12 protein-coding genes are annotated in these 14,065 nt (G+C 76.0%); 6 read left to right on the forward strand and 6 right to left on the reverse strand.

Annotated elements, in window-relative coordinates:
* Positions 1-35: 35 nt before the first annotated feature.
* A complete protein-coding gene (locus K4S16_RS10360) occupies positions 36-677 on the forward strand; it encodes a nucleoside monophosphate kinase (protein WP_149258620.1) in 642 nt (213 codons plus the stop codon).
* Positions 674-1,531, forward strand: coding sequence for a 1-aminocyclopropane-1-carboxylate deaminase/D-cysteine desulfhydrase (locus K4S16_RS10365; protein ID WP_149258621.1), 858 nt, complete (start codon positions 674-676; stop codon positions 1,529-1,531). Before K4S16_RS10360 ends, K4S16_RS10365 begins: the two co-directional genes overlap by 4 nt.
* A 42-nt stretch (positions 1,532-1,573) precedes the next feature.
* Here K4S16_RS10365 and K4S16_RS10370 read toward each other — a convergent pair whose 3' ends face one another.
* The 4 genes from K4S16_RS10370 to K4S16_RS10385 form a co-directional block, all read right to left on the reverse strand.
* Complete coding sequence (locus K4S16_RS10370) at positions 1,574-2,647, reverse strand: acyl-CoA dehydrogenase family protein (protein ID WP_149258622.1); 1,074 nt, start codon at positions 2,645-2,647, stop codon at positions 1,574-1,576.
* Entirely contained in the window at positions 2,644-3,837 is a 1,194-nt protein-coding gene (locus K4S16_RS10375) for an acyl-CoA dehydrogenase family protein (protein WP_149258623.1), read from the reverse strand. The genes K4S16_RS10370 and K4S16_RS10375 overlap by 4 nt, the downstream gene beginning before the upstream one ends.
* Positions 3,838-4,020: 183 nt before the next feature.
* Entirely contained in the window at positions 4,021-4,437 is a 417-nt protein-coding gene (locus K4S16_RS10380) for a nuclear transport factor 2 family protein (RefSeq protein ID WP_149258624.1), read from the reverse strand.
* Positions 4,434-4,832, reverse strand: a complete 399-nt coding sequence (locus K4S16_RS10385; RefSeq protein WP_149258625.1) for a nuclear transport factor 2 family protein — start codon at positions 4,830-4,832, stop codon at positions 4,434-4,436. Before K4S16_RS10385 ends, K4S16_RS10380 begins: the two co-directional genes overlap by 4 nt.
* A gap of 81 nt (positions 4,833-4,913) precedes the next feature.
* Between K4S16_RS10385 and K4S16_RS10390 the strand changes: the two genes are divergently transcribed.
* On the forward strand, positions 4,914-5,507 hold the full coding sequence (locus K4S16_RS10390; protein ID WP_149258626.1) for a TetR/AcrR family transcriptional regulator: 594 nt from the start codon (positions 4,914-4,916) through the stop codon (positions 5,505-5,507).
* 18 nt (positions 5,508-5,525) lie between these two features.
* Here K4S16_RS10390 and K4S16_RS10395 read toward each other — a convergent pair whose 3' ends face one another.
* A complete protein-coding gene (locus K4S16_RS10395; RefSeq protein WP_149258627.1) occupies positions 5,526-7,559 on the reverse strand; it encodes an AAA family ATPase in 2,034 nt (677 codons plus the stop codon).
* Between the two features lie 154 nt (positions 7,560-7,713).
* Between K4S16_RS10395 and K4S16_RS10400 the strand changes: the two genes are divergently transcribed.
* Complete coding sequence (locus K4S16_RS10400; RefSeq protein ID WP_149258628.1) at positions 7,714-8,517, forward strand: SDR family oxidoreductase; 804 nt, start codon at positions 7,714-7,716, stop codon at positions 8,515-8,517.
* A 108-nt stretch (positions 8,518-8,625) separates the two neighbouring features.
* Positions 8,626-9,471, forward strand: coding sequence for an ATP-binding cassette domain-containing protein (locus K4S16_RS10405; protein ID WP_149258629.1), 846 nt, complete (start codon positions 8,626-8,628; stop codon positions 9,469-9,471).
* Here the strand turns inward: K4S16_RS10405 and K4S16_RS10410 are convergent.
* Complete coding sequence (locus K4S16_RS10410; protein WP_149258630.1) at positions 9,404-12,619, reverse strand: carboxyl transferase domain-containing protein; 3,216 nt, start codon at positions 12,617-12,619, stop codon at positions 9,404-9,406. The genes K4S16_RS10405 and K4S16_RS10410 overlap by 68 nt on opposite strands.
* 196 nt (positions 12,620-12,815) lie before the next feature.
* Between K4S16_RS10410 and K4S16_RS10415 the strand changes: the two genes are divergently transcribed.
* Positions 12,816-14,048 carry an ROK family transcriptional regulator gene (locus K4S16_RS10415; protein ID WP_149258631.1) on the forward strand — a complete coding sequence of 411 codons (1,233 nt, stop codon included), beginning with the start codon at positions 12,816-12,818 and terminating at the stop codon, positions 14,046-14,048.
* Positions 14,049-14,065: the final 17 nt, after the last annotated feature.

The following is a 14,065-nucleotide window of genomic DNA, read 5'->3' on the forward strand; positions in this document are numbered from 1 at the left end:
ACCGCCGACCGGGACGGCGCGCATAGGCTCTCCCCATGCGCAAGTACGTGATCATCGGTGCTGCCGGCAGCGGCAAGGGGACGCAGTCGGGGCTGCTCGCGCGCGATCTGGACATCGTCCACATCAGCGTCGGCGACATCTTCCGCTGGCACGTCAAGAACCACACCAAGCTCGGCGCGCAGGTGCGGCGCATCATGGCGGCCGGCGAGCTGGTCGGCGACGACCTCGCGGAGAGCGTCGTGCGGGAGCGGCTGGCCCAGCACGACTGGAACTACGGGTTCGTCATCGACGGGTTCCCGCGCAGCCGGCGGCAGACGGAGTTCTTCCTGGAGAGCTACGACATCGACGGTGTGATCCACCTGGACCTGCCGGACGACGAGGTCCGGCGCCGGGTGCTGGCCCGGCGGCTGTGCGCCGAGTGCGGGATGGACTACAACCTGATCGCGGACCGTCCGACGCAGGAGGGGCGCTGCGACGTGTGCGGGGGCAAGCTCGTGCCCCGGGAGGACGACACGGAGGAGGCGCTCACCGAGCGGCTGCGCGACTTCCACGAGAGGACCGACCCGATCCTGGAGCTGTTCGGCCGCAAGGAGTACGTGGTCACCGTCGACGCGCGGCCGGGCATCGAGGAGGTCCAGCGGACGCTCCGCGAGAGGCTCGGCCTGCCGATGCCATGACCCCTCCTCCCGAGCCGGCCTCCCCCGTGGTGGAGCTGGCGGACGAGCGGGCGGCGCGCCGGGGCCTGCGGCTCTTCCTGAAGCGCGACGATCTCGTCCACCCGGAGCTGCCGGGCAACAAGTGGCGCAAGCTCCGGCACAACATCGGGCCCGCGCGCGAGCACGGGACCCTCCTGACCTTCGGCGGCGCCTACTCCAACCACATCCGCGCCGTGGCGGCGGCGGGCGGGATCCACGGGTTCGCGACCATCGGCGTGATCCGCGGGGAGGAGCACCTGCCGCTGAACGCCTCGCTCGCGCACGCCGAGCGCATGGGCATGCGCCTCACCTACATGGACCGCACCACCTACCGGCGCAAGCACGAGCCCGACGTCGTCGAGGCGCTGCACGAGCGGTGGGGCGACTTCTACCTCCTGCCCGAGGGCGGGAGCAACGCGCTCGCCGTCCGGGGCTGCGCCGAGCTGGGCGCGGAGGTCCCGGGGTTCGACGTGGTGTGCTGCCCGTGCGGGACGGGAGGGACGCTGGCCGGGCTCGCCGCCGGCCTGGCCCCGGGCCAGCGCGCCGTCGGGTTCGCGGTGCTCAAGGGCGGCTTCATGACCGCGAAGGTGGCGCGCCTCCAGCACGAGGCCTACGGCGGGCGGCGCGGGGACTGGAGCGTCGAGGACGGCTTCCACTTCGGCGGCTACGCGCGGACGACCCCGGATCTGGACGCCTTCGCCGACGACTTCGCCCGCCGGCACGGGGTCGTCCTCGACCGGATCTACACGGCCAAGATGATGTTCGGCGTGCTCGCGCTGGCCGAGCGCGGCGCGTTCCCGGAGGGCGCCCGGATCCTGGCGGTCATCACCGGCTAGGCGGACGGCCCCGTGTCCGGGGCGGGGCCGTCCGTCCCGGCGTCAGGCCGGAGGCAGGTCCACCAGCTCGGCGAGGGCCGCGCGGTGCCGGTCGGGGGTGCCGAGGGCGATGGAGTCGGCCTTGGCGCGCTTCAGGTAGAGGTGCGCCGGGTGCTCCCAGGTGAAGCCGATGCCGCCGTGCATCTGCACGCACTCCTCGGCGGCCTTCACGGCGACCGCCGAGCAGTGCGCCTGCGCGACGGCGACCGCGACCGGCGCGTCCGCGTCGTCCGCGGCGACGCAGGACGCGGCGTGGCGGGCGACCGCGCGGGCCTGGGTGATCGAGGTCCACAGGTCCGCGAGCCGGTGTTTGAGGCCCTGGTAGGAGCCGACCGGGCGGCCGAACTGGTAGCGCGTCTTGACGTAGGCGACGGTGTCGTCCAGGCAGCGCTCGGCGAGCCCGAGCTGCTCGGACGCCAGCATCGCGGCGCCGGTCCGCAGCGCGGCGGTGACGGCGCCGGTCCCCTCGGCGACACGCCGCGCGGGGGCGCCGGAGAAGGCGAGGTCGGCGAGCCGGCGGGTCATGTCGAGCGAGGTGGCGGCGGTGCGGCGGGCGTCGGCGGCGTCCACCGCGTACAGGCCGTCGCCGGCCGGCACGAGGAGCACCTCGGCGGCCATGCCGTCGGCGACGCTGGTGACCTCGCCGGTCAGCGCTCCGTCCGCGACCCGGACCGTCGCGGGGACGTCGCCCGGCGCGGCGCTGAACGGCACCGCCAGGACCGCGACGGCCTCCCCGGCGGCCAGCCGCGCGAGCAGCTCCCGCTCCCCGGCGGCCTGCAGCGCCGCCGTGGCGATCACGGCGCTGGTCAGGAACGGGACGGGCGCGGCGGCCCGGCCGAGCTCCTCCATCACGACGGCGGTCTCGCGCCAGGTGGCGCCGGCGCCGCCGAGCTCCTCGGGGACCGGCAGCCCCGCGCAGCCGAGCCCGCCGGCGACGGCCCGCCACAGCGGCGCGTCGTAGGGCTCGTCCTTCTCGGCGCCGGCGAGGACGGAGGTCCAGGGCGCCTTGTCGTCCAGCACCTGCCGGACGCTCGCGCGCAGGTCGTTCTCGATCTCCCCGTACAGCAGGTCGCTCATCTGGGCAGGTCCTTCCAGGCCACGTCCTTGTCGACGCGGATCTCGCCGGGCAGGCCGAGGACGCGCTCGGCGATGATGTTGCGCAGGATCTCCGAGGTGCCGCCCTCGATGGAGTTGCCCTTGGCGCGCAGGTAGCGGTAGCCGGGCGAGCGGCGGGTGAAGTCGACCTCGGTGGGGCGGCGCATCGTCCAGTCGTCGTAGCGCAGGCCCTCCTCGCCGAGCAGCTCCAGCTCCAGGCCGGACACCTCCTGGTTGAGCTTGGCGAAGGCCAGCTTCGCGCCCGACCCCTCGGGGCCGGGCTGCCCGGCGGTGAGCTGCTGGCGCAGCCGCTCCCCGGTGAGCCGGGCGGCCTCGGTCTCCACCCACGCGCGCAGCAGGGCGTCGTGCAGGCCGGGGGTGCGCAGTTCGGGGCGGTCCCGCCAGAGCGCGGCGACGACGCCGATCATGCCGCTCTCGCGCGGCATGGCCTGGCCGCCGATCGCGACGCGCTCGTTCATCAGCGTCGTGGTGGAGACCTGCCAGCCCTGCCCGACCTCGCCGAGCCGGTGCTCGTCGGGGATCCGGACGTCGGTGAGGAACACCTCGTTGAACTCGGCCTCGCCGGTGATCTGCCGCAGCGGCCGGACCTCGACGCCCGGCGCGGTCATGTCGCAGACGAAGTAGGTCATGCCGCGGTGCTTGGGGACGTCCGGGTCGGTGCGGGTGACGAGGATCGCCCAGCGCGCCTCGTGCGCCATGGACGTCCACACCTTCTGGCCGTTGACCGTCCAGGCGTCGCCGTCGCGGACCGCGCGGGTGCCGAGCGCGGCGAGGTCGGAGCCGGCGCCGGGCTCGCTGAACAGCTGGCACCACAGCTCCTCGCCCGTCCACAGCGGGCGCAGGAAGCGGCGCTTCTGCTCCTCGGTGCCGAAGGCGAGGATCGTCGGGGCGGCCATGCCGAGCCCGATGCCGTTGCGCTCGGGATGGTTGGCGGGGGCGCCGGCCTCGGCGAAGGCGCGGTCGACGGCGGGCTGCAGGTGCCGCGGCGCGCCGAGCCCGCCGAGCCCCTCGGGGTAGTGGACCCAGGCGAGCCCGGCGTCGAACCGGGCCCGCAGGAACTCCAGCGGCTCGGTCGCCGAGGGGTCGTGGCCGGCGAGGAACTCGCCGACCAGCCGGCTCAGTTCGCCGGCGTCGGGCGGTGCTGTGCTCACGGGGCCTCCGCGCGGGGCGTGGGTGGCGGCGGCCACCCGGAACGGCACATACCAACCGGTCGGTATGGCGAGTCCACCCTAGGAACGGCCGGGACGGCCAGTCAACCGCCCGCGCCCGGCGGTTCCGGACGACTCCCCCCGGCACGGCCGGTCCGCACCGGGTCCCGCTCGGCCGTCCCCGGCTCAGCCGTCCCGCATCGCCCGCGCGAAGCCCGGATGGTCGTGGTAGTCGCGGGTCTCGGCGATCAGCCCGTCGCGCACCCGCAGCACCTGGATGTTGGCGACCCGGAACGCGCGGCCCGGCGGGACCACGCGGCCGTCGTAGCCGAACTCCGCGACGATCACCTCGGGGTCGGCGGTCTCGTGCACCACCACGTCGCGGGCGCGCAGTTCGAGGGGCCCCCGCGCGGCGGCGCGGAAGTGCCGGTCTATCTCTGCGCGCCCCTCCAGGCGCGGCGGCGCCGGCGGGAGGGCGAACGGCTGCTCGACGACCGCGTCCTCGGCGTAGAGGGCGGCGAGATCGTCCCAGCGCCCGGCCGAGATGCCCGCGCTGAGCCGCGCGAACACCTCGCGGGGGGTCGGGGCGCCCGGAGCCGTCACGCCATCGCCTCCTCGAACGCGCGGTGGTGGGCGTAGTCGCGGGACTCCACGATGTGCCCGTCGCGCACCCGCAGGACGAAGATGTTCGGCACGACGAACTCCCGCCCGTTCTCGGTGTTGCGGCCCGCGTACTCGAACTCCGCGATGATCACCTCGGGGTCGGCGGTCTGGTGCACCACGATGTTGCGCGCCTGCATCTCCACCGGCAGCGTCTCCAGCCGGGCGAAGTGCCGGCGCAGCGCCTCGCGGCCCTCCAGGCGCGAGGCCGGGTGGGCGAACGGGTGCACGACCACCGCGTCCTTCGCGTAGAGCTGCGGCAGCCCCTCCGGCCGCCGCGCGATGATCCCGTCGATCAGCCGCTGGAAGACGGCCCGGGGGCTGGCGAACTCTGACATGCGATCTCCCCTACAATCGGAGTACGTGCTCCGGATGAGAAAATACGGAGCCGATACTCCACTTGTCAACGGAAGGCCGCGATGACTGCACCCGCCTCCGGCAGACCGCTGCGCGCCGACGCCCTGCGCAACCGCGCCAAGGTCCTCGCCGCGGCCGAGGAGGTCTTCGCCGTCCAGGGGACCTCCGCCCCCACCGAGGAGGTGGCGCGCAAGGCGGGCGTCGGCATCGGCACGGTGTTCCGGCACTTCCCCACCAAGGAGTCGCTGCTGGAAGCAGTGCTCGTCGCGCTGCTGGAACGGCTGGCGGCCGAGGCGCGGGAGCTGCGGTCCGCGCCCGACCCGGGCGCCGCGTTCTTCGGCTTCTTCTCCCGGGTGGTCTCGCAGGCGGCGACCAAGCAGGCCGTCACCGAGGCGCTGGCCGAGGTCGGCGTCGACGCCCGGGAGGCCACCGGGCGCGCCGGGCCGGGCCTGAGGGCCGCCATCGGGGTCCTCCTCGAACGGGCGCAGGACGCCGGCGCCGTCCGGGCCGACGTCGGCCCCGGCGAGGTCATGGCGCTGCTGGCCGGCATGTCCTACGCCGCCGGACGCGCCGGGGCCCGCGACGACGTCCTCCGCATCGCCTTCGACGGGCTGCGCCCGCGGGAGTGCCGGGACCGGGCGGCGGGCCGGACGTAGGGGCCGCCCGGCCGCCGACTACGGTTCCGCCAGCTCGGCGGGGAGGTCGGCCTCGTGGAGCACGGTCAGCGTGGTGACGGCGCGGGTCAGCACCACGTACAGGCGGGCGAGGCCGCGCGCCTCGGCGGCGGCGATGGCGGCGGGCTCGGCGACGACCACATGGTCGTACTCCAGGCCCTTGGCCAGGGTCGCGGGCACCACCAGCAGCCGTCCGGTGCCCTCGGACTCGGGCCCGAGGACCTCGTGCTCCAGCCCGGCGGCCTCCAGCGCCGCCGCGTGCTCGTCCGCCCGCGCGTCCGGGACGATCAGGCCGACCGAGCCGGGGCGGGCGAGGGCGGCGCGCGCGGCCTCGGCCGCCCCGGCGACGACGTCGGGGACGCGCCGCACGGTGAGCGCCCCGGCGCCGGGGCGCAGCGAGCGCGGCCGCTCCAGGTCGGGCGCGACGTGCGGGAGCAGGCGGGCGGCGAAGTCGAGGACGGTCCCCGGAACACGGAACCCGAGGGTGAGCTCGGTGACCTCCCCGTCCTGCCCGAGGTGGGTGAGGACCTCCTTCCACGAGCGCGCCGACCACGCGGTCGTGCCCTGCGCGAGGTCGCCGAGGACGGTCGCCGAGCCCGTCGCGCAACGGCGGCCGAGCGCCCGCAACTGCATGGCGGACAGGTCCTGCGCCTCGTCCACCACCAGGTGGCCGAGCGAGGCGGTGCGCTCGATGAGGTCGTTCAGCTCGTCCAGGAGGGCCCGGTCGGCGGCGGTCCACTTGGCGGAGCGGTGCGAGCGGGCGGCCTTGCCCCGCAGGAGGACGGCCTGCTCGTCCTCGTCCAGCACCCCCTTCGCGGCCCTGCGCAGCAGCTCGGCGTCCGACAGCAGCCGGTGCAGGACCTGCTCGGGGGTCACCTTCGGCCACACCGCGTCGAGGACCTGCCTGACCGGCCTGCTCCGCGCGACCTGGTCCTGGACGCGGTCGTCGGGGGCCTCGCCGCGCCGCTCCATCCGCACGAGGACCTGGTGCGCGAGCCGCTGCGCGAACGCGGCCCGGCCCGCGCCGTAGCGGGTCGTCCCGCGCAGCGCGGCGGCGGTCTCGCGGATCTCGTGGTCGGCGAGCCGGTATCGCGCCGCGCCCCGGGTGACGACGAGCCCCTCCTCCGGTTTGCGGACGTGCAGCCACAGCGCCTTGCGCAGCACGTCGGCCATCCGGGCGTCGCCCTTGAGGGCGGCCGTATCCGCGGGCTCGCCGGCCAGCGGCGGGCCGACCAGGTCGTCGATGGTGGCCTGCTCGACCCGGACCTCGCCGAGCGCGGGCAGCACCGCCGCGATGTAGGCGAGGAACGCGCGGTTCGGTCCGACGATGAGGACGCCGGACCGCGACAACCGCTCCCGGTGCGTGAACAGCAGGTAGGCGGCGCGGTGCAGCCCGACGGCCGTCTTGCCGGTGCCGGGCGCGCCCTGGACGCAGACGCTGCGGGGCAGGTCGGCGCGGACGATCACGTCCTGCTCGGGCTGGATGGTGGCGACGATGTCGCGCATCGGGCCGGTCCGGGGCCGCTCGATCTCCTCGGTCAGGATCCGGGACGGGCCCGTCCCCGGCGGCGTGCCGCCGCCGTCGAGGGGCTCGTCCTCGAACGCGGTCAGCTCGCCGGCCCGGAAGCCGAAGCGCCGGCGCAGCCGCCAGCCCATCGGGTCCGCCGGTCCGGCCTGGTAGAAGGCCCGCGACACGGGGGCCCGCCAGTCCAGGACGAGGGGCCGCCCCTCGTCGCCGTCGTGGACGTGCCGCCGCCCCACGTACATCACGGCGGGGAGGTCGGGGCCGGCCTCGCCGCCGCGGTCCATCCGGCCGAAGAACAGCGGGGTTCCGGGGTGGTCGGCGAGCGCTCTGACCCGCTGGTCGAGGAGCGACTCGAGGAACTGCTTGGAGACCCAGTCGGCGGCGACGTCGGCGCTGAGGCCTTCGGCGTGCTCGCGCATCCGGCGCAGCGCGGCGCGGGACTCGGCGAGGTGGGCGCGTTCGGCTGCGAGGACCGCGGTTTCGGAAGGGTCGGCGGGCTCGGCGGGCATGCGGACAGACCTCCGGCTGCGAGGGTGGTGGGGGGCGAAACCCACGACCTTACCGATCCGGAGCGGGCGGCGCTGGACATTTCACGGGACGCGCTTCCGGGGGCGGCGGCGCTGCGCCTTGCCGGTGGGCGCGGGGTGTGTGACGTTGGTACGCATGGCGACTCTCACCGGACGGTCCGCTTTGGTCACGGGAGCCTCGTCGGGCATCGGCGCCGTGGTGGCGGAGGCGCTCGCCGCCGCCGGGGCCCGGGTCGGCCTGGTGGCGCGGCGCAAGGACAGGCTCTCGGAGGTGCTGTCCCGGTGCCGCGAGCACGCCCCGGAGTCGGCGATGTGGGCGGCCGACCTCGCCGACCTCGACGCGGTCGCCGACCTCGCCGCGGAGGCCGAGCGCGAGCTCGGCGGCGTCGACGTGCTGGTCAACAACGCGGGGATGCCGAAGCGGCGCCGCGTCCAGGACCTCTCGGCCGCCGACGCCGACGAGGCGATGCGGCTCAACTACCTGTCCCCCGTGCGGCTCACGCTGGCGCTGCTGCCCGGCATGCTCGCGCGCGGCGGGGGGCACCTCGTGGCGGTCGGCTCGGTCGCGGCGCGGCTCGGCCCGCCGCACGAGGCGGCCTACTCCGCGTCCAAGGCCGCGCTCACGGCGTTCTGGGAGAGCATGGCGGTCGACCTGGACGGGACGGGCGTGGGGGTCCACGTGATCCAGCCCGCGCTCATCGCCGGGACGGAGCTGTTCACCCTCCCCGGCAACGAGCCGCCGCTCAGCGACGTGTCGGACGCCCTGCCGCCGCAGGAGGTGGCCGCTGCCGTGCTGGAGGTCCTGGAGAGCGGGCGGTTCGAGCGGTACGTGCCCGACTGGTTCGGCGAGATGGCCTCCGGCAAGGCCGCCGACGTCGAGGCGTTCGTCGCCGGGGTCAAGGAGTGGACCCGCGACCGCCTGGCGACGCACCCGTCCTGACCCGCGGCGCCCTGACCCTCCGCGGTCCGTTGCCGCCGCCCGCGCTCCCTCAGTAGGGTGTGGCCTCCCAGTGATCCACATCACACGAGGCGCGAGGGGGCGGGTGCCATGGCCGCTGCGCGGGGCCTGCGGGTGCGCGACGTGACGGTCCGGTTCGGGCGGCTGACGGCGGTCGACGGGGCGGGGCTCACCGTCCCGTCCGGCGCGGTCACCGGCCTCGCCGGCCCGAGCGGCGCGGGCAAGACGACGCTCTGCGACGTGATCACTGGGCTGCGGCGCCCGGCGGCGGGGAGCGTGCTGCTGGACGGCGCCGACCTGACCCGCAGCGCGGCGCGGGAGCGGGCCCGGCGCGGCATCGCCCGCACCTTCCAGCAGACGGGCGCGGCGGGCGCGGCGACCGTGCGCGAGAGCGTCCAGGCCGCCGCGGCCAGGCACGCGATGACGCGGGAGCACCCGGGCCGCACGGCGCGGGACCGGTGGCGGCGCCGCTGGGACGCGCGCCGCGGCGCGGGCGCCGTCGCCGCCGCCCTCCTCGCCCGCCTCGGCATCGAGGACCATGCGGACACGCCCGTCCGCGACGCGCCGCCCGGCGTCGCCGGGCTGGTGGACCTGGCGCGGGCCCTCGCCGCCGAACCGGCCGTGCTCGTGCTGGACGAGCCGTGGGCGGGCCTTCCGGTGCGGCACGCGCGGGCGCTGGAGGTTTTGCTCCGGGACCTGGCCGAGGAGGGGCTCGCGGTGCTGGTCGTCGAGGAAGAGATCGAGGCCCTGCTCGGGGTGTGCGACGTCCTGCACGTGCTCGACGGCGGCAGGATGATCGCGGCCGGCCCCCCGGCGGAGGTGCGGGCCGATCCCCGGGTGCGCGACGCCTACCGCGCCGGCCCGGACCTCACCACGTGTCGATCCACGGGCGGGGACGGTCGTCGGCCGGCGGTGCGGCGGCCAGCACTGCGGTGATCCACCGCCGCGTCTCGGCCGGGTCGATGACGTCGTCCAGCTCGAACACCGTGGCGGCGTGGAGCGCCTTGCCGTACTCGTAGGCGGCGGCGACCATCTGCTCGAACATCGCCTGCGGGTCCTCGGCGGCTTCCAGCTCCTTGCGGAACCCGAGCCGGACGGCGCCCTCCAGCCCCATGCCGCCGATCTCACCGGTGGGCCAGGCGAGGGTCGCGAGCGGCGCCTTGAACCCGCCGCCCGCCATGGCCTGCGCGCCGAGCCCGTACCCCTTGCGGAGGACGACCGTGACGATCGGGACGCGCAGGTTGGCGCCGATGACGAACAGGCGGCTGAAGTGCCGGACGGTGGCGGTGCGCTCGGCGTCCGGGCCGACCATGAAGCCCGGGGTGTCGCACAGCGACACGACCGGCAGGCCGTGCGCGTCGCACAGCTGCAGGAACCGGGCGGCCTTGTCGGCGGCGTCGCGGTCGATGGCGCCGCCGAGGTGCGCCGGGTTGCTGGCGATCAGGCCCAGCGGGCGGCCCTCGATCCGCACCAGCGCGGTGATGATCCCGACGCCGAACGCCCGGCGCAGCTCCAGCACCGACCCGTTGTCGGCGAGGTGGGCGACGGCGCGGCGGACGTCGTAGGCGCGCATCCGGTTCTCCGGGACGACGTGCCGCAGGATCCGCTGGTCGTCGCAGGTCCAGTCGTCCACCGGGCCCCGGAAGTAGGACAGGTAGCGGCGGGCCGCCCGGACCGCCTCGGCCTCGTCGTCCACCACGATGTCGATGACGCCGTTCGGTTCCTGGTCGCCGACCGGGCCGATCTCCTCGGGCGTGAAGACGCCGAGGCCGCCGCCCTCGATCATGGCGGGGCCGCCCATGCCGATGTTGGCGTCGCGGGTGGCGACGATGACGTCGCAGCAGCCGAGCAGGGCCGCGTTCCCCGCGAAGCAGCGCCCGCTCGCGATGCCCACCGACGGGACGGCGCCGCTGAGCCGCCCCATCGCGTGGAACGTCGTCACGTCCAGGCCGGAGACGGCGGTGGTGTCGGTGTCGCCGGGGCGTCCCCCGCCGCCCTCGGCGAACAGCACCACCGGCAGGCGGCGGCGGTGGGCGATGTCGAGCATCCGGTCGGTCTTGCGGTGGTTCTGGTGGCCCTGCGTCCCGGCGAGGACCGTGTAGTCGTAGGACATGACGACCGCCTGCGCGCCGTCGACGTCCCCGATGCCGCAGACCATGCCGTCGGCGGGCGTGCGCTCGATGAGGTCGTCCAGGGAGCGGCGCTGCCGCTGCGCGGCGATGGCGAGGGCGCCGTACTCGACGAACGTGCCAGGGTCGCACAGGTCGCCGATGTTCTCCCGCGCGGTGCGGCGGCCGCGCGCGTGCCGCTTGGCGACCGCCTCGGGGCGGGCGGCGTCGAGCCCGGTCTCGTGGCGGCGCAGTGTTTCGGCGAGGTCGGCGCGGATGAGGTCCAGGTCGGCCGCCTCGTCCTCGGCGGCGTGGTCGCCGCCCGCCTCGGCGGGCTCGGTGAACAGCAGCGGCGCGCCCTCGGCGACGGTCTCGCCGGGCGCGGCGGCAAGAGCCCGGACGATGCCCGCCTCCCCCGCGCGGACGACGTGCTCCATCTTCATGGCCTCGAGGACCAGCACCGGCGCGCCCGCCCGGACGAGGTCGCCTTCGGACACCTCCACGCTCACGACCGTCCCCTGCATCGGCGCGGGGACGGCGACGGTGCCGGGCGGCGCGTCCGGGGCGGCCGGCGCCTGGGGCGCTCCGGCGGCCGGGGCCGTCTCGACGTAGTACCGGCGGTGCTCGCTCTCCAGCAGTTCGGGCAGGTGGTCGGCGACGAAGGACGTGCGGGCCCCGCCGGCGGTGAATCCGGGGTGGCGCAGCACGCCCTGCAGCAGCGGGATGCTCGTGGCGACGCCCGCGATCTCGAACTCGCCGAGCGCGCCGTGGGCGCGGGCGGCGGCCGAGGGCAGGTCCTCGGCGCGGGCGATGACCTTGGCGAGCAGCGGGTCGTAGCGCGGGCTGGTGCGGTAGCCGGCGTACCCGTGGGTGTCGACGCGCACGCCGGGACCGGACGGCGGCGCGAACGCGGTGAGCGTCCCGGCGCTCGGGCGCGGCGTCCCGTCCGCGGCGATCGTCTCGGCGTTGACGCGCACCTGGACGGCGCAGCCGGTCGCCGGCGGCGGCGCGGCCAGGCCCACCCCGGCGAGGTCCTCCCCCATCGCCAGCCTGATCTGCGCCTTCACCAGGTCGACGCCGGTGATCTCCTCGGTGACGGTGTGCTCGACCTGGAGCCTCGGGTTGGCCTCCAGGAACCAGAACTCCTCGCCGTCGACGAGGAACTCGAAGGTGCCGAGCCCGGCGTAGCGGACACGGGCCGCCAGGCGCAACGCGGCGTCCAGCAGCGCGTCCCTGACGGCGCCGGGCAGCGCCGGCGCGGGGGCGATCTCGATCAGCTTCTGGTGGCGGCGCTGGACGCTGCAGTCGCGCTCCCACAGGTGGGTGACGGCGCCGGACCCGTCGCCCGCGACCTGGACCTCGATGTGGCGCGCGCTCGGCACGTGCTTCTCGGCGTACAGCTCGCCGCTGCCGAAGGAGGCGAGCGCCTCCGACCGGCACCGCTCGTAGGCGTCCGCCACCGCCGCGGGATCGGTGACGACGCGCATGCCGCGCCCGCCGCCGCCCGCGAGCGCCTTGAGCACGACGGCGCCGTGCTCGCGGGCGAACGCCTCCGCGCCGGCGGGGCTCACGGCGCCGGGCGTGCCGGGGGCCACGGGGACGCCCGCCTCCCGTGCCAGGCCGCGCGACGCGGTCTTGTCGCCGAACAGCTCCAGCAGCTCCGGCGGCGGCCCGACGAAGGTGAGCCCGGCCCCGGCGCAGCCGGCGGCGAAGCCCGCGTTCTCGCTCAGGAAGCCGTAGCCGGGGTGGACGGCGGTGGCGCCGGCGTCCTTGGCGGCGGCGATGAGCGCGTCCGCGTCGAGGTATCCCGCGGCGCCCTCGCCGGGCAGGACGCGCGTCTCGTCGGCGCGCCTGGTGTGCGGTGAGGCCGCGTCGTCGCGGGTGCGCACGGCGACCGTCCGCAGCCCCAGCTCGGCCGCGGCCCGGACGACCCGCAGCGCGACCTCTCCCCGGTTGGCCACAAGGATCCCGCCCACCCGGCCTCCTCACCTCGCCTGAGCCGGTCGGCCCTCACTCTAGAGAGCGGGGCGCGGGGGGCCGCGCCCGGATGCCCCGGCGCGCGCGGACGACGGGATCGGGGCCTGTTCCCCACCGTCTTCCAAGCGGACATAATGGCGGGTCACGACCTGGGAGGCCGCGGGGAGGCGACCTGCCGCGGGACGAGGGGGGCCGATGCCGGAACGGCGCCGGAGGACCGTGCGCGACCTGCGCCGCGCCAACCGGTCGGTGCTGCTGCGGCGGCTGTACTTCGACGGGCCGCTCAGCCGCCAGGACCTCGCCCGCGAGACCGGGCTCAGCCCGGCCTCGGTCAGCAACGTGGTCGGCGAGCTGATCGGCGCCGGGCTCGTCGTGGAGGCGGGCAGCGTCGAGTCCGACGGCGGCCGACCGCGGGTGCTGCTGAAGGCCGCGGCCGGGTACGGCCACCTCGTCGGCGTCGACGTCGGCGAGACGCGCGTGGTGGTCGAGCTGTTCGACCTGGCGCTGACCCGGCTCGCCAAGGCCGACCTGCCGCTCGGGGACGGCGGGCACGACGAGCGCGCCGTCGTCCGGCACATCCTGGACGGCCTGCCGGCGGTGATCGACGGCGCGTCGGTCGACCCGGCGTCCGTCATCGGGGTCGGCGTGGGCGTCCCCGGCGTGGTCGAGCACGGCCCGGAGGCGGTCGTGCACTGCCAGACCATCGGCTGGGACGGCGTGCCGCTGGAGCGGATGCTGCGCGAGGGCACCCGCCTGCCGCTGTTCGTCGACAACGGCGCGACGTCGCTCGGCCAGGCCGAGATGTGGCTCGGCGCCGGGCGCGGGCACCGCGACGCCGTCGTCGTCCTCATCGGCTCCGGGATCGGCGCCGCCGTGATGATCGACGGCTCGCCGTACCGGGGCGCGGCGGGCAGCGCGGGCGAGTGGGGCCACACGACGTCCCGGGTCGGCGGCGCGCGGTGCCGGTGCGGCTCCCGCGGCTGCCTGGAGGCCTACGTCGGCGCGACCGCCCTGCGGGAACGGTACCGGGCGGCGGGCGGCCCGGCCGGGACGGGCGAGGAGGCGGCCCTCGCCGCGCTGCTGGCCGACCCGTCCGCGGCGGCGGCCGCCCTGCGCGACGACGTCGCCGAGCACCTCGGCGCGGGCATCGCCGACCTGGTCAACCTGTTCGGCCCGGAGAAGATCATCATCGGCGGCTGGGCCGGGCTGCTGATCGGTCGCCGGATGCTGGACCGGATCACCGCGGCGGCCGCCGCCTACGCGCTGCGGCACCCGTTCGCGCGGACCTCCGTCGACCTGTGCCGCCTCGGTCCCGAGGCGGTCGCCGTCGGCGCGGCCACCCTCCCGCTCGCGCACCTGCTCGACGGCGGCGACCCGGCGGGCGCACGATGGCCCGGCGGCGGCCCGCGGGGGATAATGGTCTTCTGACCAGCACCCTGGAGGGC

The sequence above is a fragment of the Actinomadura sp. K4S16 genome, assembly GCF_008327685.1.
GTDB lineage: Bacteria > Actinomycetota > Actinomycetes > Streptosporangiales > Streptosporangiaceae > Spirillospora.

Coding starts and splice junctions, on each gene's coding strand:
- K4S16_RS10405 (WP_149258629.1), top strand. CDS start 8,626: ATGGCCGCTGCGCGGGGCCTGCGGGTGCGCGACGTGACGGTCCGGTTC.
- K4S16_RS10400 (WP_149258628.1), top strand. CDS start 7,714: ATGGCGACTCTCACCGGACGGTCCGCTTTGGTCACGGGAGCCTCGTCG.
- K4S16_RS10360 (WP_149258620.1), top strand. CDS start 36: ATGCGCAAGTACGTGATCATCGGTGCTGCCGGCAGCGGCAAGGGGACG.
- K4S16_RS10415 (WP_149258631.1), top strand. CDS start 12,816: ATGCCGGAACGGCGCCGGAGGACCGTGCGCGACCTGCGCCGCGCCAAC.
- K4S16_RS10370 (WP_149258622.1), bottom strand. CDS start 2,647: ATGAGCGACCTGCTGTACGGGGAGATCGAGAACGACCTGCGCGCGAGC.
- K4S16_RS10385 (WP_149258625.1), bottom strand. CDS start 4,832: ATGTCAGAGTTCGCCAGCCCCCGGGCCGTCTTCCAGCGGCTGATCGAC.
- K4S16_RS10395 (WP_149258627.1), bottom strand. CDS start 7,559: ATGCCCGCCGAGCCCGCCGACCCTTCCGAAACCGCGGTCCTCGCAGCC.
- K4S16_RS10365 (WP_149258621.1), top strand. CDS start 674: ATGACCCCTCCTCCCGAGCCGGCCTCCCCCGTGGTGGAGCTGGCGGAC.
- K4S16_RS10390 (WP_149258626.1), top strand. CDS start 4,914: ATGACTGCACCCGCCTCCGGCAGACCGCTGCGCGCCGACGCCCTGCGC.